The sequence below is a fragment of the Halorubrum sp. F4 genome (assembly GCF_027257195.1).
In the GTDB taxonomy this organism is placed as follows: Archaea; Halobacteriota; Halobacteria; order Halobacteriales; family Haloferacaceae; genus Halorubrum.
Map to the genome: position 1 here is coordinate 254,903 of NZ_JAPDFS010000002.1, position 17,441 is coordinate 272,343.

The 17,441-nt window shown below is 70.1% G+C and carries 21 protein-coding genes; 5 read left to right on the forward strand and 16 right to left on the reverse strand.

Features of this window, described 5'->3' with window-relative positions:
- Positions 1-36 precede the first annotated feature (36 nt).
- From OKW78_RS06040 to OKW78_RS06065, 6 genes are all read right to left on the reverse strand, one after another.
- Entirely contained in the window at positions 37-552 is a 516-nt protein-coding gene (locus OKW78_RS06040; protein WP_281194309.1) for a hypothetical protein, read from the reverse strand.
- A 3-nt stretch (positions 553-555) separates the two neighbouring features.
- On the reverse strand, positions 556-885 hold the full coding sequence (locus tag OKW78_RS06045; protein ID WP_281194310.1) for a transcription factor S: 330 nt from the start codon (positions 883-885) through the stop codon (positions 556-558).
- 59 nt (positions 886-944) lie between these two features.
- Entirely contained in the window at positions 945-1,508 is a 564-nt protein-coding gene (locus OKW78_RS06050) for a hypothetical protein (protein WP_281194311.1), read from the reverse strand.
- Complete coding sequence (locus OKW78_RS06055) at positions 1,505-2,530, reverse strand: hypothetical protein (RefSeq protein WP_281194312.1); 1,026 nt, start codon at positions 2,528-2,530, stop codon at positions 1,505-1,507. The genes OKW78_RS06050 and OKW78_RS06055 overlap by 4 nt, the downstream gene beginning before the upstream one ends.
- Positions 2,531-2,613: 83 nt before the next feature.
- Positions 2,614-3,450, reverse strand: a complete 837-nt coding sequence (locus OKW78_RS06060; RefSeq protein ID WP_281194313.1) for an HTR-like protein — start codon at positions 3,448-3,450, stop codon at positions 2,614-2,616.
- A gap of 82 nt (positions 3,451-3,532) precedes the next feature.
- Entirely contained in the window at positions 3,533-4,561 is a 1,029-nt protein-coding gene (locus tag OKW78_RS06065; protein ID WP_281194314.1) for a beta-ribofuranosylaminobenzene 5'-phosphate synthase family protein, read from the reverse strand.
- A gap of 236 nt (positions 4,562-4,797) precedes the next feature.
- Between OKW78_RS06065 and OKW78_RS06070 the strand changes: the two genes are divergently transcribed.
- Positions 4,798-5,589 (forward strand): aldo/keto reductase, encoded by a 792-nt coding sequence (locus OKW78_RS06070; RefSeq protein ID WP_369335032.1) that lies wholly within the window; start codon positions 4,798-4,800, stop codon positions 5,587-5,589.
- A 34-nt stretch (positions 5,590-5,623) separates the two neighbouring features.
- On the opposite strand, the gene OKW78_RS06075 is transcribed toward OKW78_RS06070, so the two are convergent.
- The 3 genes from OKW78_RS06075 to OKW78_RS06085 form a co-directional block, all read right to left on the reverse strand.
- Positions 5,624-5,857, reverse strand: coding sequence for a DUF2892 domain-containing protein (locus OKW78_RS06075; RefSeq protein ID WP_281194729.1), 234 nt, complete (start codon positions 5,855-5,857; stop codon positions 5,624-5,626).
- A gap of 198 nt (positions 5,858-6,055) precedes the next feature.
- Complete coding sequence (locus tag OKW78_RS06080) at positions 6,056-6,487, reverse strand: universal stress protein (RefSeq protein ID WP_281194316.1); 432 nt, start codon at positions 6,485-6,487, stop codon at positions 6,056-6,058.
- Positions 6,488-6,570: 83 nt separating this feature from the next.
- Positions 6,571-7,089 (reverse strand): cupin domain-containing protein, encoded by a 519-nt coding sequence (locus OKW78_RS06085; RefSeq protein WP_281194317.1) that lies wholly within the window; start codon positions 7,087-7,089, stop codon positions 6,571-6,573.
- Positions 7,090-7,144: 55 nt separating this feature from the next.
- Here OKW78_RS06085 and OKW78_RS06090 point away from each other — a divergent pair, with 55 nt between their 5' ends.
- From OKW78_RS06090 to OKW78_RS06100, 3 genes are all read left to right on the forward strand, one after another.
- A complete protein-coding gene (locus OKW78_RS06090) occupies positions 7,145-8,083 on the forward strand; it encodes a hypothetical protein (protein WP_281194318.1) in 939 nt (312 codons plus the stop codon).
- Positions 8,084-8,202: 119 nt separating this feature from the next.
- Positions 8,203-8,730, forward strand: coding sequence for a sugar-specific transcriptional regulator TrmB (locus OKW78_RS06095; RefSeq protein WP_281194319.1), 528 nt, complete (start codon positions 8,203-8,205; stop codon positions 8,728-8,730).
- Positions 8,730-9,170 carry a hypothetical protein gene (locus tag OKW78_RS06100; RefSeq protein WP_281194321.1) on the forward strand — a complete coding sequence of 147 codons (441 nt, stop codon included), beginning with the start codon at positions 8,730-8,732 and terminating at the stop codon, positions 9,168-9,170. Before OKW78_RS06095 ends, OKW78_RS06100 begins: the two co-directional genes overlap by 1 nt.
- Positions 9,171-9,211: 41 nt before the next feature.
- On the opposite strand, the gene OKW78_RS06105 is transcribed toward OKW78_RS06100, so the two are convergent.
- From OKW78_RS06105 to OKW78_RS06120, 4 genes are all read right to left on the reverse strand, one after another.
- The gene (locus OKW78_RS06105; RefSeq protein WP_281194322.1) at positions 9,212-10,225 is read right to left on the reverse strand and encodes an NADP-dependent oxidoreductase; all 1,014 of its coding nucleotides are present in this window, start codon (positions 10,223-10,225) and stop codon (positions 9,212-9,214) included.
- 114 nt (positions 10,226-10,339) lie between these two features.
- Entirely contained in the window at positions 10,340-10,861 is a 522-nt protein-coding gene (locus OKW78_RS06110) for a GNAT family N-acetyltransferase (RefSeq protein ID WP_281194323.1), read from the reverse strand.
- Entirely contained in the window at positions 10,858-12,129 is a 1,272-nt protein-coding gene (locus OKW78_RS06115) for a TIGR00300 family protein (protein WP_281194325.1), read from the reverse strand. The genes OKW78_RS06110 and OKW78_RS06115 overlap by 4 nt, the downstream gene beginning before the upstream one ends.
- 72 nt (positions 12,130-12,201) lie before the next feature.
- The gene (locus OKW78_RS06120) at positions 12,202-14,034 is read right to left on the reverse strand and encodes a site-2 protease family protein (protein WP_281194326.1); all 1,833 of its coding nucleotides are present in this window, start codon (positions 14,032-14,034) and stop codon (positions 12,202-12,204) included.
- 138 nt (positions 14,035-14,172) lie between these two features.
- On the opposite strand from OKW78_RS06120, the gene OKW78_RS06125 reads away from it, so the two are divergent.
- Positions 14,173-14,412, forward strand: coding sequence for a hypothetical protein (locus tag OKW78_RS06125; RefSeq protein ID WP_281194327.1), 240 nt, complete (start codon positions 14,173-14,175; stop codon positions 14,410-14,412).
- A 34-nt stretch (positions 14,413-14,446) separates the two neighbouring features.
- Here the strand turns inward: OKW78_RS06125 and OKW78_RS06130 are convergent, their stop codons facing one another.
- From OKW78_RS06130 to OKW78_RS06140, 3 genes are all read right to left on the reverse strand, one after another.
- Positions 14,447-15,379, reverse strand: a complete 933-nt coding sequence (locus OKW78_RS06130) for a class II glutamine amidotransferase (RefSeq protein ID WP_321169321.1) — start codon at positions 15,377-15,379, stop codon at positions 14,447-14,449.
- 91 nt (positions 15,380-15,470) lie between these two features.
- Complete coding sequence (locus OKW78_RS06135) at positions 15,471-16,454, reverse strand: 5,10-methylenetetrahydromethanopterin reductase (RefSeq protein WP_281194730.1); 984 nt, start codon at positions 16,452-16,454, stop codon at positions 15,471-15,473.
- 1 nt (position 16,455) lies between these two features.
- Positions 16,456-17,232 (reverse strand): coenzyme F420-0:L-glutamate ligase, encoded by a 777-nt coding sequence (locus tag OKW78_RS06140; RefSeq protein ID WP_281194329.1) that lies wholly within the window; start codon positions 17,230-17,232, stop codon positions 16,456-16,458.
- Positions 17,233-17,441: the final 209 nt, after the last annotated feature.

Sequence of the window (17,441 nt, forward strand, 5' to 3'; positions counted from 1 at the left end):
GCCCCGGAGCGAGAACCCGTCGCGGGCCGGCCACGGTCACCGCAGCCCGTCGATCAACTCCGCGGCCATCCGCTCGCCGCGGGCGGGGTCGTACCCCTCCATCCGGAGGTGTGCGAGCGGGGCCACGTACGGGTTCCGCTCCCAGTGGGCCCACACTTCCGTCGAGCCGTCGGCGGTCGGGAACAGCCGGACGTGGACCTGCCAGTCGCCGGTGAGTCCCTCCGGGCGGTGGACGAAGCTGCCGACCTCGTGGACCGTTTCTCCGTCGCGGTCGTACGCGTGGAAGTACGCGCGGACCAGCTCCGAGAAGCCGCACTCGGAGAGTCGCTCGCGGGTCTCCGCCGGGGTGATCGGCAGGGTACCGGCGTACTCGTCCGTGGGCGGCGGCAGCACCTGTACGTGATCGGGTACGCCCTCGTCGGGCAACTGCGCGAGCAGTCTCCCGACCGCGATCCGGACCCGCCAGAACCCGATGAGACGCCCGAGGAGGAACCCGATCGGGAGGATCGTGAGAAGCAGTCGGCGTCGCCGGCGCGTCAGGACCGGGCGCATCGCTCAGTTGTACCCGCGCCAGCGGCGGCCGCACTCCTTGCATTTAAAGAATCGGGTGGGGGGCTCGTCGGCCGCGCCGGTCTGTTTGATCGTGTACCACGCCTCGTCGTGGCCGCACGCCTCACAGACGACGTCGGTGGCGGTCGGCTTCCCCTCGAAGTTCGCGCCCTCCTCCGTCTCGATCACCTCCTCGCCGGTCTGTTCGGTGGTCGACTCGAACCGCTCGGCGAGCTCCTCGTCGCGCTCGGTGGTCGCCCCGCAGTCGTCGTTTTGACACACCATCACGCCGTCCCGCGAGACCATCATCGAACCGCAGTCGTCACAGAACTGCATCTCCCGACGCTACGGCTCGGACACGTTTATCTTCCCTGTTGATCACGCTCGTCTCCGAGTCACTCGTCGATCCGGCCGTGCCGATCGAATCGAGGACCCTCGTCCGTCACCATCGGACAGTCGCGGAGGCGGAACTCCTCGAAGCCGATAGCCTCGAGTATCGACGCGTCCTCGTGAGTACAGGCGGTCTCCGGCGGCTCAGCGAAGTACGGACACCGGTGACAGTACGTCCGTTTGTCGACGACGTGGTCGGTCGCCTCGCGCGGATCCGCCTCCGGGACCTCTACGCCCTCATCGAGGTCGTCGGGACCCGCCTCCAACGCGTCCCAGACGCCGTCGACGTCGACCTCGTCGACCTCCATCCGCTCGAACGGGTCGTCGCCGGCTCCCACGGGCTCCGGATCGTCCTCGAGTTCCGCGAACGGATCGGCGGCGGTCCGCTCCGTCTCGCCCGTCCCGTCCGGTCCGGTGAAGAGGCCCTCGCCGCGGTCGGCGTCGATCCCGTCGAACGGCTCGTCGTCCAGTACGTCGGTCTCCTCGATCGAGTCGTCGTCCAGTACGTCGACCTCGTCGTCAGATCGATCGGTCGGGTCCCCGGATCGATCGGTCGGGTCGTCACTCATCGTCCGCCCCGATCGGTCCCGCCGTTCGGTTCGTCGTCGCGACGGATCCCCTCACCGCTCGCTTCCCCGCCGCTTGCTTCCCCGCCGCTCGCTTCACCGTCACCCGTGCTCGACTCCGGTGGCGTCCCGTCCCCGGGACCCGACGAGGAACGGGCCGGTTCGTCCGGGGCCACGTCACCCTCGAGTGCGGGCCTGTCGTCGACGGTCAGCGTCGAGCGCCGGTAGAACCGGTCCGCGGGGTCGAGATCGTCGAACCGGGCCTCACAGAAGGGACACTCGGGAGTCGAGAGCAGCGAGAGCCGGACCGTGTTCTCACACCCGCCGCAGTCGGCCTTCCGAACCCCGTGCCGGTTCGCCGTCCGGAGGAGCGTATCGAGCCGCTCCTGGTCGGCGCGGTCCCGTCGAACCGCTCGGAGCTCGCGCTGCGTCCGGACGACCGCGCTCGCGACCCGCGAGAGCTTCTCCGAACGGTCCTCATCCGCCGCCGTCAACTCCTCGAGACGGTCCTCGGCGGTCGAGAGGCGTTCCTCCGCGTTCGCGACGCGATCGTCGACCGCGCCGACGTCGGTCTCGACGGCCGTCACCGTCGCGTCGAGCCGATCGAGCGCCTCCTCGACCGACTCGATCCGCGTCTCCGCGCCGTCGAGTCGCTCCGCGGCGGTCTCCAGGTCGGCCGCGACGGTCTCCAGTCGCTCGGCCGTCTCGGGATGTTCGTGGTCCGCCTCGGCTTTCCCCTCCAGATCGCGATAGAGCCGGACGAACCGCTCGCGGAGGTCCTCGACGTCCTCGTCGACCGACGAGCCGAGCGATTCGAGCTCCGAACGCACCGAGTCGATCGATCCCTCCAGGCGATCGGTCGTCTCGCGCAGGTCCACGAGCGCGGCACGGATCTCGGCGATCTCCTCGGGGGGCGACGCGCCGTGACCGTCGCTCCCGGGAGCCGCGGCCTCCACCCCGTCTCCCCCGTCGGTGGCGCCCTCGACCGATCCCTCGACGGTCCCCTCGCCGTCGGGATCGCTCATCGAGATGTCCTCCGCATCTACGCCACCTTCGGCGGCGAGGCTTAAGTAACCTGTCGCGCGGTTCGCCGGATCCGTTGAACTCCTCACCGGATCTTTCGAACGTCGCTGATGTCGAAGCCGCCGTCGTGGACTTCGGTCTCGAACCGGACGATGTTCTCCGCCTCGAGCCGCGAGAGGACGCCGCGGAACTCCCGGACGAACATGGTCCGAGCGCGCTTCGACCCGCCGCTCTCCCACGTGAACTGGAGCGTGCCGCCGGCGGCGTCCATCAGCGTGCCGAACTCCCGGTCCGAGAGCGCGTCCGCGTTGACCAACACCAGGATCAGTCCCTGCCACCGGGTGGCGGCCTTCTTCAATCCCTTCATCACCATCGCGATGTCGCTCCACTCCATGTCGTCGGAGGCGGCGGAGACGAGGTCGGTCACGGAGTCGATACAGACGACGTTGCCGGCGGCGTGGTCGGTCAGATAGTCGCCGAAGGCGGTGAGCACGTCGTCGTAGCGACCGTGTTCGCCGAGGTCCGCGATCGTCGTCGTCTCCCCCTCGTACCACTCCCGCGGGACCGGACTGAGCTGGAAGAACTCGGGCGAGAGGTCGCGGAACTCGATCCCCTCGACCGCGGCGTCGACGACCTCCTCCGCCAGCGTGTACTCCATCTCCCTCGTCAGCGCCTCCTCGCCGGCGGTGAACGAGAGATAGTGGACCGCCGGCGGGACCTCCCCGTCGCCGGGGAGATCGCCGTAGTAGAGGTCGAACAGCTCCTCGTCGGTCCGACCGAGGGCGTTCATCGCCGCGCTCGTGTAGAGGAACTCCCGCGCGCCGGCCCCCGACTCGCCGGCGAGCAGGACCACGCTTCCGGGGGGCGCGCCGCCGTCCAGGATCGAATCCAGTCGGGCGACGCCGAACGGGACACTCGACATACCTCGGTACGGGTCGCGGGCCCGCTTAGTGTTGTCCCTCGTCGTCCAGTCGGCGCGGCCGCGATCCCGTCGTGGTCCCCGTTCAGCCGTCGACCCGTGCACCCTCGTTCGTGGCCCGGACGACGGCGACGTTTCCGGCGACGCCCGCGGTCTCGAGCGCGTTGTCGCCAGCCTCCCTCGCCGCGCCGGCGTGGTCCGCGTCGGTGACCCCGTAGACGACGGGACCCCAGGAGGACTGTCCGGCCCCGAAGATCGCCGGCGACGCCGACAGCGCCGCTACCACGTCGCCGACGGGCGAGCGGTAGACGCCGCCCTGCTCGTCGGCGTACCACGCGCCGTTGAGCCGTCCCACCGACGCGACAGCCGATCCGAACGTCTCCGCCCGGCCCGCGGCGATGGCGGGCAGCACCTGGCGTGTAACGATCCCGGCGATACGGTCGGCAAGCCCCGGCTCCGCCCGCTCGACGGCCGCCCGCATCGAGGCGTCCTCGCTCTCCCCGTTTCGTCCCGGCCCCGCGTCCGGTCGGACGAGCAGGAACCGCCAGTCGTCGGGGACTCGGTGGCGTGCGGCGACCGGCGGCACCCGCCACTCCCCGTCGTCCGGGCGGTCGGTGGTGAACCGCGCGGTCGGGTGGCCGGCGTCGAGGACGAACCCGCCCGCCTCGAAGGCCGCGACGCCGACCCCGGAGCGACCCCCCCGTCCCAGCGCGGGAGCCCGCTCCCGGACCGCAGGGTCCATCCCGTACGCCCGGGCGATCGCTGCCAGCGTCGTCGCGGCCAGCTGGGTCCCGCTCCCCAACCCCGCGTGTCGGGGGAGCGAGGCGTGAACCGTGACGGTCGCGCCCGGAACGCCGAGGAGGCCGGCGGCGGTCGCGGCGTACTCGCGGACGTCATTGTGGAGCGCGCTCGCGACGGCGGACGCGGAGCGACTCCCGACGGCCTCCGCCGCTTCGTCCCGGACCCTCACCGCGACCGACTCGGCCGGCGTCGCCTCGATCTCCACGCGCGGCTCCGCGAGCGCCAGCCCGACCGCGCCGTACAGCCGCTCGTGTGAGAGGCTGAGGTTACAGAAGCCGAAGTGAAGCCGTGCGCCGGCGCTCGCGAGTGCCATCGTCGTCTCCGCGTTCGGTCCGGATACCTAAAAGGAACCGAGACGGTGGCGAAAACCGCCGTCGTGGACGGGACGGGCTTCGATCGTCGTCGCTTCGCCGCGATCAGCGACGTTGCGGTCGGCGATGCCGCGGCCGATCTCGAGCCCGTTTCCGAACCCATTAGTCGCTCGAGCGCCCATCCCGGGACATGTCTTCTCCGGAGCAGTCGGCCGATAGCGTGGCTCGAGCGAACGGGATGCCGGTCCTCGGGCTCGGTACCTGGGAGAACGAGAACCCGGAACAGTGTGCCGAGAGCGTCAGAATCGCCCTCGAGACGGGGTACCGTCACGTCGACACCGCACAGGCGTACGGCAACGAGTCGGCGGTCGGTCGGGGGATCGCCGCCGCCGACGTCGACCGCGAGGACGTCTTTCTCGCCACCAAGGTGTGGACATCGAACCTCGCGTACGAGGACGTCATCGAGACGACCGAGGAGAGCCTCGAGAAGCTCGGCGTCGACGCGGTCGACCTGCTGTACGTCCACTGGCCGGCGGGCGCGTACGACCCCGAGGAGACGCTTCCGGCGTTTGACGAACTCCGCGACCGCGGACTGATAGAGCGCGTGGGCGTCTCGAACTTCGAGCCCGACCACGTCGAGCGGGCCATGGACGTCCTCGACGCCCCGATCTTCGCGAACCAGGTCGAGACGCACCCGTTCTGTAAGCAGACGGAGCTGCGCGCTCACGCCGAGGAACACGGCTACGAGATCGTCGGGTACTCGCCGCTCGCGCGCGGGACGGTGTTCGAGAACGACGTGATCGGCGAGATCGCCGCGGACCACGACGCCAGCGCGGCACGGGTCAGTCTGGCGTGGCTCCGCGAGAAGGGCGTGACGGCGATCCCGAAGGCCACGAGCGAGAGTCACATCGCCGACAACTGGTCGAGCCGGGAGCTCGAGCTGACCGACGAGGAGATCGGCCGGATCGACGGGATCGAACGGTACGCCCGGGAGGTCCACCCGGACTTCGGCCCCGACGCCTGGGAGTAAGTGCCGGCCGGGACCCGCCGAATCGTCCGATCGACTATCGCGTCTCGTCCGGCGAGACCGAGCAGGTGTCGACGCCGAGGAGTGAGTACAGTCCGCAAGTCTCGGTCGCCGCGGTACCGAGCATGACGAGCGCGACGACGCCGAGGATCGGCGACGCGATCGCGGGGAGCGGAGCGGCACCGGCGAGCGTCGCGAGCGAGACCGTTCCCAAGACCGCGCCGATCACGGTCCTGACGCGCTTGTCCGTGACTCCAACGTTCTTGTCGATACTACACATTATTACTGGCACGGACTAAAGCCTGTCGACGGTCGGTCCGATGAGGTGACGTCGATGAAGTGGCGTCGATGAGGTGACGTGGACGACGATCGCGCCGCGGCAGACGCTGACGAACGTCGACCGCGGACGACCGTCACGGAACGGTCGTCATCGAGTCGCCGTCCCCGAACCACCGTCACCGGATGACCGTCACCGAATCACCGTCACCGGAACCACCGCCTTGTCGACGACGCTCTTCGCGACGCTGCCGACGACCTGTTCGCGCTCCTCGGAGAGCCCGCGGTGTCCGACGAAGATCGCGTCGGCGTTGCTCTCGCCCGCGAACTCGGTGATCGCGTCCGCGGGTCGTCCGGTGAGCAGCTGCGTTTCGACGTCGATCTCGGTGGCCGCCTCGTCGGCGACGTCGTTCGCGACCGACCGTGCGTTCTCGAGGACGCGTTCGCCCTCCTCGACGGCCGCCTCCTCCCCGGGAAGGACGAGCGTGCCGTCGATCAGTTCCGAGTCCGGCGTCAACACGTGAGCGACCACGAGCGTGGCGTCGAACGCGGCCGCCTGGCGCGCGGCGTATCGGACCGCTTCGTCACCCAGCGTGGACCCGTCGGTGGCTACGAGGTAACGCATACCTGATGGTTCCGCCGCGACCTACATAACTCCTGTCGGCCGTTCCCGAGTCGTGGCTCTCCGCGGGTCGGCCCTATCCTCCGCTACTCCCCGTCCCAGTAGCCGACGGCGTCCTCGGCGTCGTAGTAGCCCTCCAGCGAGCGCTCCTCCCGGCCGCCGGGCGGGGATCCGACGTACACGCCGAACGTCCCCGAGTCGGGATACACCGTGACGTCAGGTTCCACCATCGTCGAGATCGCGAGGTACCGGAGGGCACCCTCCGAGTCGTTGATCACCCGATGCCCCCCGGATTCGTCGGCCGGGAGCGCGACGTACGTGCCCGACACGAGTTCGTGGGCTTCGTCCGTCCCGGTGTCGTCCGCTCCGGGTTCGTCCGCCACCGTCGCCAGCCGGATCGTACCGGTCCCCTCGAGGACGTATATCGCCTCCTCGTTCGCCGTGTGGTAGTGGAACGGCCACGACTTGCCCCCCGGCGGCAGCTCGTAGAGGCTACACCCGATCGCGTCGCCGCCGGCGGCCTCGCCCAGCTGCTTCCGCCTGAACCGTGCCTCGCCGCGGTCGGTCTCGGTCCACTCCAACTCGGCCTCGTTGACGCGTCCCATGGGTCGCCAACGGAACCGGCGGTGATAGTTCCGGGGGGCGGAGCCCGTCAGCGTCGTGGACCTTTATGCCCTACCCGCCCGAACCGGGCGACGTGATCCCCTCCACGACGACTCCTTCGAGTTCGCCCGCGGTCCCGTCACGGTCGCCCGCCAGCCCTTCGCGGTCGTTCTCCACTCGTCGATGTATCTGACCCTGTTCGGGGGTCTCTTCGTCGGACTCGGTCTCGCGATGGCGTGGTACGGAGCCCGTCCGCTCGTCGTCCTTCCGCGGCTGCTCCGGACGGAGGTCCGCCGACCCGACGCGGTGACCGACGGCGGAGACGGCGAGTTCGTCGCGGTCCGCGGGACCGCGCGTGCGTCGGCGGAAACGCTCAGGAGCCCGTTCACCGGAACCGAGTGTCTCGGGTTCGAGTTCGAGGTCACCGAACGCCAGCCGTTCGGGATCGGGGTCCCGTGGTTCCACGCGCACCTCGACGACGGGATCGCCACCGCTCCGTTCTCGCTGGACGATCCGAACCACCCGAGCGTCCCCGATGATCCGAGCGTCCCCGATGACCCGGGCGTCCTCGACGACGCGGCCGGCGGCCTCGCCGTCCGCCCGTCGTCGCGGCGGTTCTCGCTCGACACGGTCCCGACGGTCGTCCGCGTCGGCGCGGGAGAGACGCCCCCCGACCGGGTGCGCCGGTTCGTCGACGTCCGCGAGGGACTCGATCCGGTCGCCGGACGGATCGCGGCGATCCCCTTCCTCGGCGCTCGCCGCTACGTCGAGCGCCGGATCGACCCGGGCGAGGAGTATCTCGTCGCCGGCCGGATCGAACGCGACGGGCGCGGGGAGAACGGGACGACCGGGATCGCGCTCTCCGGCGACCTCGTGATCACGGAGCGATCGATCCGTGGGTTCGTGCTCTCGAGACTCCGTCGAGCCGCGTTTCCCCTCCTCGTCGCGGTCGTGTTCGTGGTCGCGGGGCTGTGGGGGATCGCGATCGGGGCGTGACGATGAGTCATGGACTTCCACCTCCGCTCCCGGCGAGTCTCCGGAACGACGATCTCGCCGGGCTTACAGATATATGAATAAAACGAAGATATATTGCGAAACGTCCCATACGGACCGTCGTGATCGATTTCGACCCGGCTCCCGAATCCGATGGTGAACGGCCGCGGTGGCAGGAGGGAACTGACACGTTCGATCGGATATACGACGTCGTTCTCGGCGTCTCGTCGCCGACCGCGTATACCGACATCGCTGACCTCGCGGGGTGCTCGCCGAACGCGGCGAAGAAGCATCTCGACCGTTTGGCGGAGATGGGCGTCGTCCGTGCGGATCACGACGGTCGTCCCGCGAGGTACGAACGGAACGCGGGATATCTCGAATGGCAAGAGGCGAGCCGGATCGCCGCCGACCTCTCCGTCGAGGAGATCGTCGACCGTGTCGCGGACCTCGAGGAGCGTCGATCCGAATACGAGGCACGGTTCGGAACCACGGATCCGGCCACAGTCTCCGTGTTCGAGACTGCCGACCACGGGACGATCCACGACCGAATGAACGCGGTCAGCGAGTGGCGGGGGGTGATCCGCGATATCCGGCTCTACGAGTTCGCCCGCCGGCTCTCACAGAACGACGGCCATCTGATACCAGCCTAATGGGTCCACCATCGGAGGATCCGACGGCCGATTCGACCGGCCCGCCGGACCGACAGACGTTGCGCCTCCTGGAACGACGGTTGGCGTCCGACCCGCTCGTCGCGGAGACGCTGTTCGAGCCGGACCCGTACGAACCACGGCTCCTCCGGACGAGGATCGACGATGAACGATATCCCGATCCGGCGACTGCGGCCCGGATCGACGTCCGATGGTTCACGACGGACGACTTCTCGATACACTATCTCGAGGATCGGGCCGACGAAGGCCACTGGGAGTGTCGCTGGGATCGACACCCGAACACGCACAACGCTCGGGTACACTTTCACGAGCCACCGACGGGCGCTGCGGTCACGGATCTCGAACTCTCCTCGATCCACCCGCTCGAAGTCTACTCGACGGTGGTTACCGCGATCGAGCAGCGGATCCAGGACCTCTGGTGAGTTCTCGGGACGGTCCGATATCGAGCGTTCGGTGAGCGGTCTCAGTCGACTCGGACGACCTGCTTCCCGACGTTGTCCCCCGAGAAGAGCCCGAGGAACGCGTCCGGCGCGTTCTCCAGCCCCTCGACGACGGTCTCTCGATGCTCGATCTCGCCGTCGGCGACCCACTTCGAGAGCCGGTCCGCCGCCTCGTCGAACCGGGTCGCGTAGTCGCTCACCAGCAGTCCCTGAACCCTCGCACGCGCGGCGATGAGAAGCGGGAGCTTCCGCGGCCCGGTGGGCGTCTCCTCGTCGTTGTAGTGGGCGATCTGCCCGCAGACGGCGACCCGTGCGTCGAGGTTCAGGTCTCGGAACACCGCGTCAGTGATCGGGCCGCCGACGTTGTCGAAGTAGACGTCGACCCCGTCCGGGGCGGCCTCGGCGAGCGCCGCGCCGTAGTCGTCCGCGGTCCGGTAGTTGATCGCGGCGTCGAAGCCGAGGCCCGCCGTGAGCCACTCGGTCTTCTCGTCGGTGCCCGCGAAGCCGACGACGCGACAGCCGTTCAGCTTCGCGATCTGGCCCACGACGGACCCGACCGCGCCGGCCGCTCCGGAGACGACGACCGTGTCGCCCGGCTTCGGCTCGCCGACCTCGAGCAGGCCGAAGTACGCCGTCCGACCGGGCATCCCCAGGACGCCGAGGTACGCGGGCGGGTCGGCCACGGCCGGGTCGACGGGTGCGACGTCGTCGGCGTCGAGGACCGCGTGGTCGGCCCACGTCCCGTTTCCAACCACGAGGTCGCCGGGTTCGTACCGGTCGTCGGCGCTCTCGACCACCTCGCCGACGACGCCACCCTGCAGCGCGTCGCCGACCGCCCACGGCTCCGCGTACGACTCGGCGTCCCGCATCCGCCCGCGCATGTACGGGTCGACGGAGAGGTAGCGGACGCGGACGAGCAGTTCGCCGGCGTCGGGACTCGGGCGGTCTCGCTCCCGGAAGTCGAAACAGTCGAGGTCCGGTTCGCCGCGGGGCCGCTCGGCCAGGATCCACTCGCGCGTGGTGTCGGTATCGGTCACGTCCTCCCTTCTCGCCTGCGAGCCAATAGCCTTCTGACGGCGGCGGTCGGAGGACGGCGGTCGGCCGCCGTCCCCTCGGTCGGTCCTCCCCTCAGTCGTCGCCGACGTGGCCTCTCACTCTTCGGCGTCGCCGACGGGTCGAGCGACCATCTCGCCCCAGGACTCGAAGCCGTGCCGGTCGTAGAAGCCCCGTGCGCGCTCGTTCTTCGGGTCGACGTCGAGCACGATCCGGTCGAGCGGGAGGTCCTGGTCGACAGCGAGGTCGAGCGCGGCGTTCATGAGGTCGTCGGCGACGCCGGTGCCACGGTAGTCGGGCGCGAGGTAGAGCTCGTTGATCACGGCGGCGTCCCAGACGAACGCCAGCCGCTCGGGCAGACAGAAGACGTAGCCGACGATCGAAGTACTATCCGCGGTTTCGTCCACCGCGACGGTCACACAGCGCGGCTCGTCGGCGACGCAGCGGTCGACCCACGCGAGCCACTTCTCGCGGTAGTCGTCGGTGAGTTTGCCCGCGTATGCCGTCGCCTTCGCTTCGCCGCCGGTGTTCTCGCCGAGCCCGCGCTCGAAGGCGACCTTCAGATCGTAAAGTGCCTCGGCATCGGTCGAGGCGTCGTAGGGACGGAGCTCGACGCTCACGCGTTCTCACCCGCCTCCGCGACCGCCTCGGCGTCCTCGTCGAGCACGAACTCCGCGAGGGTGGGCACGAACGTGCCGATGTCGGTGACCATGCCGACCGCCTGCGCGGAGCCGCGGTCGAGCAGCTGCGTGACGGTGGCGGGGTTGATGTCGACACAGACCGTCTTCGTCGTCGAGGGGAGACAGTTCCCGACCGCGACCGAGTGGAGGAGGGTCGCGAGCATGAGCACGATGTCGGCGTCGTGGGCCTGATCGCGGATCGCGTCCTGCGCCTCGACCGCGTCCGTGATCGTGTCGGGGAGCGGGCCGTCGTCGCGGATCGACCCCGCGAGCACGGTGTCGACGTCGTTCTCGACGCACTGGTACATCACGCCCTCGGAGACGATCCCGTCCTCGACGGCGGCCTCGATCCCGCCGGCGCGGATGATCTCCGAGATGGTCCAGATGTGGTGTTTGTGCCCCTTCCGCGGGTGTTCGAGCGTCTCGACGTCCATCCCGAGCGAGGTGCCGTACAGCGATCGTTCCAGGTCGTGGGTGGCGAAGCCGTTGCCCGCCGACAGGGAGTCGACGTAGCCGGCCTCGACGAGTTCCGCGAGCGCGTCGCCCGCGCCCGAGTGGACGACCGCGGGGCCGGCGACGACCATCACGTTGCCGCCCGCCTCCTTCACCTCGCGCAGCTCCGCGGCGACCTCGCGGATCGTCGACTCGGAGGGACGCTCGGAGGAGACGCCGCCCTGCATGAACCCGAACGCGCCGCCGGATCCGCGTGGGCGCTCCGGCGGGTTCACGCGGATCCCCGACTCGTCGGTCGCGACGAGGTCGCCCTCCTCGACGGCGTTGAGGACCTTCGTGTACGCCCGCGGCTCACCGTCCGGACCGTTCGGATCGACGATCAGCGCGCAGTCCATCTCGATCCGCTCGACGTCGATCCATTCGCCGTCGTATCGCACCTCGGTCGGGTGGTTCGTCGTCGAGTAGAAGTCCGGGGGGACGACCTTGTCGTCGGGGGCGGCGACGAGCGCCACGTCGGAGGGGTCCTCCAACACCGCGCCGTTCTGGTGCAGTTCGTGGAGGATCGCCCGGAGCGTCTCCTCGTCGTCCGCGGAGACGCGCATTCGGCAGTACGACTCGGCCTCCTCGTGGGTCCCCACGTCGAACTGCTCGACGTCGAAGGAGCCGTCCAGGTCCATCACCGCGCCGAAACAGCGCTGCATCGTCCCGCTGTCGATGATGTGGCCCTCGATCTCGACGGTTCGCGAGTGGCTCATACTCCACCGTGTTCCCCCGCGGAGAAACCCGTTTCCCCTGCGGCCGACGTTGCTGTCGGCGACCTCGATCGGTCAGATCAGCCCGAGCGCCGAGAGGATCTGGTTGCCGAACACCATCGACACCAGCCCGAAGAGCATGACCAACCCGGAGGAGACCGTGATCGTCCGGACGGCCGCGTGTCGGTCACCGATCGGGAGCCGGCTCACGACCGCCTCGGCGACCATCCGGAGGATCCGACCGCCGTCGAGCGGGAACGCGGGCAGACAGTTGAACAGCGCGAGCTGGATGTTGATCCAGCCGGTCCAGAAGAGCAGGTTCGCCAGCAGGAACGCGCCGCCGCCGAGGAACGCGAGCCCGCCCTCGAGGACGTAGAAGTTGGTGATACCGCCGGCGAACCCGGCGAAGTTGAACGGCAGCCCGAACAGGCTGCCGAGCGGGAGGATCAGCGTCACGAAGACGAGCCCGAGCGCGGAGTCCGCGAGCCCGCCGATCGGAACCCCGTCGAGCGCACCCTCGCCGCCGTCGCCCCCGAGCAGCTCGAGGTACGCGCCGGCCGGGTACTCGGAGACGCCGACGTCGTCGAGCGCGAGCCCGCTCGTGCCCGGGAAGACGCTCACGCCGATGAACCCGCCCTCGCGGTTCGGGTGCGGATCGAGCTCCACGTCGTAGCTGACGCGCTCGTCGGCGGCGGTGTACGCGACCACCTCGACGGTCGTTCCGGGCTCGCGCTCCTGGAGCGTGGCCGCCAACGCCTCGTCGTCACGGATCCGGTCGCCGTCGATCTCCACGATCGTGAGCGGCTCGCCGACCGCCGCGCCCGCGTCGTGGATCGGGCCGTCCTCCTGAACGCCGACGATGTACGCGCCGACCGGCACCTCGCGTTCGGCGACGTTCGCGCCGTCAACTCCCTCGAGCGCCACGGTCGCCCGCTCGTCGTCGCCGACGGCGGCGAGGAACTCGCCCTCGGTCCGCACCGGCTCGCCGTTCACCGCGGTGACGACGAACGGCTCCTCTCTCACCGTGACGCCGAAGGGATTCCCGCCCGCCGAGCCGACCGCCTGAAGCTCCCGTTCGACGGTGACCTGGCGTTCCTCGTCGCCGTCGTCGACGACCATCGGGACGTCCGCGCCGGCGTCCGCGAGCGCGGCGTCGAACGCCGCGGCGTCCGCGACCGGCTCGCCGGCGACCTCGACGATCCGGTCGCCCTGCGCGAGGCCCGCGTCGGCCGCGGGCGACCCCGGATTCACCTCGCCGACCGCGTATCCGGGCGCGACGCCCATCGCGCCCACGACGGGGCCGAAGAGCAGCGCGAAGACGACGGCCGTGAGGACCACGTTCGCGGTGACGCCGGCGGCGAACATGCGCGCTCGAGCGCCGCGGGAGGCCTCCCGGGTCGCCTCCTCGTCCGGCTCGACGAACGCGCCGACCGGCAGGACCGCGAGGAAGACCAGTCCCATCGAGTCGATGTCGATGTCCTCGACCCGGCAGAGCAGGCCGTGTGCACCCTCGTGGACCACCATCGCGATCGCGAGCCCGCCGACGATCTCGGGCGCGACGGAGAGCGGGAGGAACTCGTTGACGCCGGGGATGATGAGGAAGTTCTGCGGCTGCTGGATCGCGGAGGGTTGCGTGGCCGAGAGCGCGGAGAGTCCCGAGGAGACGATGAGGACGAACGAGCCGACCATCGCGACGAGCGCGCCGCCGAGCCCGAGGTTCGCGACCGCGCGCCAGAACCGCCGCGGTCCGGCGAGCCGTTCGAGGAACGCCCGCCCGCGACGGGTGTGGAGGGTCGTGAGCGGGCCGGAGATCCGCACGGAGTCCGGGAGGATCCCCTGGTTCCGGAGCCACGTCATGGCCGCCGTGTACGCGAGGATCCCCGTCAGGACCCACAGCACCGTGTTCATGTCGAAGCCGTCAGGGTCGCCCGGGTGTAAGGCGTTCGGTTCGGGGAACCGGGACCGATCCCCGTCGAGTCGTGCCGACCCGTTCCGATTCGAACCGCGAACTAAAACCCCAAGTACCCCCCCGTTCAACGTCCGGCCATGATCGCGCTCATCGGCTTCGTCTCTCGGCTGGTCGGCGACGTCGGCCGGTTCGTGGACATCTTCGCGAACGACCTGATCCTCGGCGCGGGCGACCCGCTCTCGGCGGTCCTCGTCGTCGTCGGACAGCTGTTGATCGTCGCCTCCGTCGCCGTGCTCGGCTACGTGGCGGTCGGCGCGCTCCTCGGCGAGATCGGCGTGAAGCTCCCCTCGCTCGGCGGTCGCGGTCGAAGCGAGTAGCGCTCCCGATTCCGGGTCGGTTCGGCCGGGAAGGTCAGGCGACGACCTCCAACTCGATAGGATCGATCGAGACCGTCCCGCCCGGCGCGACCGTCACTCGGTGGTTCCGTGGGACCTCCCGCCAGACGCGATCGTCCTCGAACAGCGCTTCGCTCGCGACGATGGTCGCGGCGGTTCCCTCGGGATCCGGCGTCGAGCAGAACTCGCCACCGGACTCGAACGAGCCCGCCTCGCCGACGTAGAGGCTCTGCGCTGCGGTTCCCGGAGTGGCGTAGCGGGTCGCGACGATCGACTCCCCGTCGGTGAGACAGAAGGTCGCCTGCGTCCCCGCCTCCTCGTCGATCTCGGCTCGAAGCGTCTCCAGCCGTTCGAGTGCGCCGTGAACCGCGTCCGCGAGGTCGTCGAGGGACGGCTCCACCACGTCACGGCCGAGTTCGTCCTGTATCACCGCGAACGCGTGTTCGCTGTCGGTCGAGCCGTGGATCCCGAAGTAGAACTCGTCGTCGAGCGACTCGCGGACGCGACGGATTACCTCGCGGTGGGCACCGAGCGTCCCGTTGTGCATGAACAGCAGCCGTCGTCGACCACGCTCGACCGGGTCGAGGTCGGCGTCACGCTCGTGGAGCCCGCTGCCGCCGGTGAAGGGGTGGCAGTTCAGCTGTTGGACCGAGAGGCCGGGGCTGGCCGCCCGGACGTGCGCGAAGTACAGCGAGGTCTCGATCAGCGGGCTCACGTGTCGCATGTTGTCGTCGTTCCAGGCGGGACGCACCCGCTTGTGGAGCGCCGGCTCCGGGGAGCGCTCGCGGTCGTACCACCCGACGCCCCAGCCGTCGCCGTTGAGCGGCTCGCGGCGCGCTCCTCGGCGTGCATCGACTGGTCGATGATCGAGTGATCCGGTCTGTACAGCAGTTCGTCGAGCTCCATCGGCGGGCCGTGATACGCCACGAAGCGGCACATACGCCCCCACAACGGTTCAAACGAGTTAACTTTGTGTCACGTCACCACGTATCGCGATGTCCGATGACGCGGATGGCTCGCGTTTCACGGGGGCGGTCGGTTCAGAAGAGCCCGTCGACGGCCTCGGCCGCGAGGTCGACGCCGGCCTCGAGGTCCGGCCCGAGCGGCGATCCGACGACGAGCCCGTCGGCGTGCTCCGCGACGGCGGCCGCGCGCTCGTGGACGGTTTCGGGAGTCCCCGCCATACAGAACGCGTCGATCATCGCGGGCGTCACCAGGTCGAAGGCGGCGGAGAAGTCACCGGCGGAGACGCGCTCGCCGATGGCGGCGGCGGCGTCGGCGTCGATCCCGTGTCGGTCGAGCACCGGCGGGGCCGCGCCGCCGGCGATGAACGCGACCGGCGGGCGGGCCGCCTCCCGGGCGGCGGTCTCGTCCTCGGCGACCGACACCGCGGCGTAGGCGACCAGATCGAAGTCGCCGCGACGGTCGGGCCGGTCGTCGATCCCGTCGTCGACCTGCTCGCGGGCCCACGCGAGGTCCTTCGGGTGCGAGCCGTTGAACAGCAGTCCGTCGGCGTGCTTCGCCGCCATTCGACACATGTGGGGCCCCTCGCCGCCGACGTGGACGGGGATCGACGCCCCCTGCGGGGGCTCGTAGTTGAGCCCCGCCCCGCTGGCGTCGAAGGTCCCGTCGTGGTCAACGCGCTCGCCGGCCCAGAGCTTCCGGGCGGTCTTGAACGCCTCCAGCACGGGCCGGAGCCCGCGCTCGTCCGCGAGCCCGAGGTTCCGCAGCGTCGAGGGGTCGCCCGGGCCGATCCCGAAGACGGCGCGTCCCTCCGACAGCTCGTCGAGGGTGGCGGCCCGCGAGGCGAGCGTGACCGGGTGGGTCTCGTAGGGGTTGGCGACGCCGGGGCCGAGCCGGACCGACTCGGTCGCGGTCGCGAGCTGTGAGAGGACCGCCCAAGGGTCGCGGTTGTTGTAGTGACACGTCGAGTAGACGGCGTCGTAGCCGGCGGCCTCGGCGCGGACGCCGAGGTCGACGACGCGGTGCGGGTCGTGTTCGGGGGTGAGTTCGATTCCGAGCATGTCAGTGGTCCTCATGTCGTCCGTTGTCCTCGTAGCGCCAGTCGCGTAACGCCTGCCGGACGAAGTCTCCCTCGACCGCGCGGAAGTGCTCGTCCGACCCGGCGTGGTCGCCGAACGCCCAGTCGCGGACGACGACGACGGGCGTGCCGCCGTCGCCCTCGCCGGCGACGAGGTTCGCCGCGGACGCGAGCTCGTCGATCACGTTCTGGACGGTGACGCCCATCTCGCGGCCGTCGCGGTCGCGTTCGCCGCGCCAGTCGCGGCTCGCGGGGGTTCCCGCCCAGCCGATCGCGACCCCGCGCTGGCCGTGTCGGAACGGCCGGCCGCAGGTGTCGCTGACGACGACGCGGTCGGCCGCGAGTCCCTCGCGGATCCGCGCCGCGCTCTCGGAGGGGCGTTTCGGGAGCAACAGCAGGTCGCCGTCGGGGACGTTCGACCGGTCGATCCCGGCGTTGACGCCGATGTGGCCGAACCGGGTCGCCGTCAGGAGGAACGGGGCCTCGGTGATCAGCTCCGTCGACTCCTCGAGGACGGCCTGGGCGAACCGGGGGTCCTTCTCCTCGCCGGCGATCGTCGCGAGCCGGTCCGCGATCTCGTTCGCGCGTGGGCCCGCCGGGAAGTCCGCGAGGTCGAACGTGCGCCCCTCCGCCTTGGAGACGACGGTGCTGGCGACGACGACGACGTCGTCCTCGCGGAGGTCGACGCGCTCGTCGATCATCGCCGCGAGGTCGTCTCCTTCCCGGATCTCCGGGAGGTCCGGGACGGCGAACAGCTCCATACACGACCCTGCGTGTCGGCGAGGAAAAACCCCGCCGGTACCGGGCCGGCTTGACGGTATCCGGCGACGCTCGAACCGGGACGGGGCGATGGAGTCCGGCGTCTCGGACGCCGCGGTGGCGCGTGCCCGTGAGCGCCCGAGAGGGCGCGAACCGGCCCGCGCGAGGGACGCGGCGAGCGCTCGAAGAGCGCGAGCCGCGAGGCTGGGGA

Bases quoted from the DNA above. Each gene is read 5' to 3' on its own strand.
- OKW78_RS06040 (WP_281194309.1), bottom strand. From the start codon at position 552: ATGCGCCCGGTCCTGACGCGCCGGCGACGCCGACTGCTTCTCACGATC.
- OKW78_RS06045 (WP_281194310.1), bottom strand. From the start codon at position 885: ATGCAGTTCTGTGACGACTGCGGTTCGATGATGGTCTCGCGGGACGGC.
- OKW78_RS06050 (WP_281194311.1), bottom strand. From the start codon at position 1,508: ATGAGTGACGACCCGACCGATCGATCCGGGGACCCGACCGATCGATCT.
- OKW78_RS06055 (WP_281194312.1), bottom strand. From the start codon at position 2,530: ATGAGCGATCCCGACGGCGAGGGGACCGTCGAGGGATCGGTCGAGGGC.
- OKW78_RS06060 (WP_281194313.1), bottom strand. From the start codon at position 3,450: ATGTCGAGTGTCCCGTTCGGCGTCGCCCGACTGGATTCGATCCTGGAC.
- OKW78_RS06065 (WP_281194314.1), bottom strand. From the start codon at position 4,561: ATGGCACTCGCGAGCGCCGGCGCACGGCTTCACTTCGGCTTCTGTAAC.
- OKW78_RS06070 (WP_369335032.1), top strand. From the start codon at position 4,798: ATGCCGGTCCTCGGGCTCGGTACCTGGGAGAACGAGAACCCGGAACAG.
- OKW78_RS06080 (WP_281194316.1), bottom strand. From the start codon at position 6,487: ATGCGTTACCTCGTAGCCACCGACGGGTCCACGCTGGGTGACGAAGCG.
- OKW78_RS06085 (WP_281194317.1), bottom strand. From the start codon at position 7,089: ATGGGACGCGTCAACGAGGCCGAGTTGGAGTGGACCGAGACCGACCGC.
- OKW78_RS06100 (WP_281194321.1), top strand. From the start codon at position 8,730: ATGGGTCCACCATCGGAGGATCCGACGGCCGATTCGACCGGCCCGCCG.
- OKW78_RS06115 (WP_281194325.1), bottom strand. From the start codon at position 12,129: ATGAGCCACTCGCGAACCGTCGAGATCGAGGGCCACATCATCGACAGC.
- OKW78_RS06120 (WP_281194326.1), bottom strand. From the start codon at position 14,034: ATGAACACGGTGCTGTGGGTCCTGACGGGGATCCTCGCGTACACGGCG.
- OKW78_RS06125 (WP_281194327.1), top strand. From the start codon at position 14,173: ATGATCGCGCTCATCGGCTTCGTCTCTCGGCTGGTCGGCGACGTCGGC.
- OKW78_RS06135 (WP_281194730.1), bottom strand. From the start codon at position 16,454: ATGCTCGGAATCGAACTCACCCCCGAACACGACCCGCACCGCGTCGTC.
- OKW78_RS06140 (WP_281194329.1), bottom strand. From the start codon at position 17,232: ATGGAGCTGTTCGCCGTCCCGGACCTCCCGGAGATCCGGGAAGGAGAC.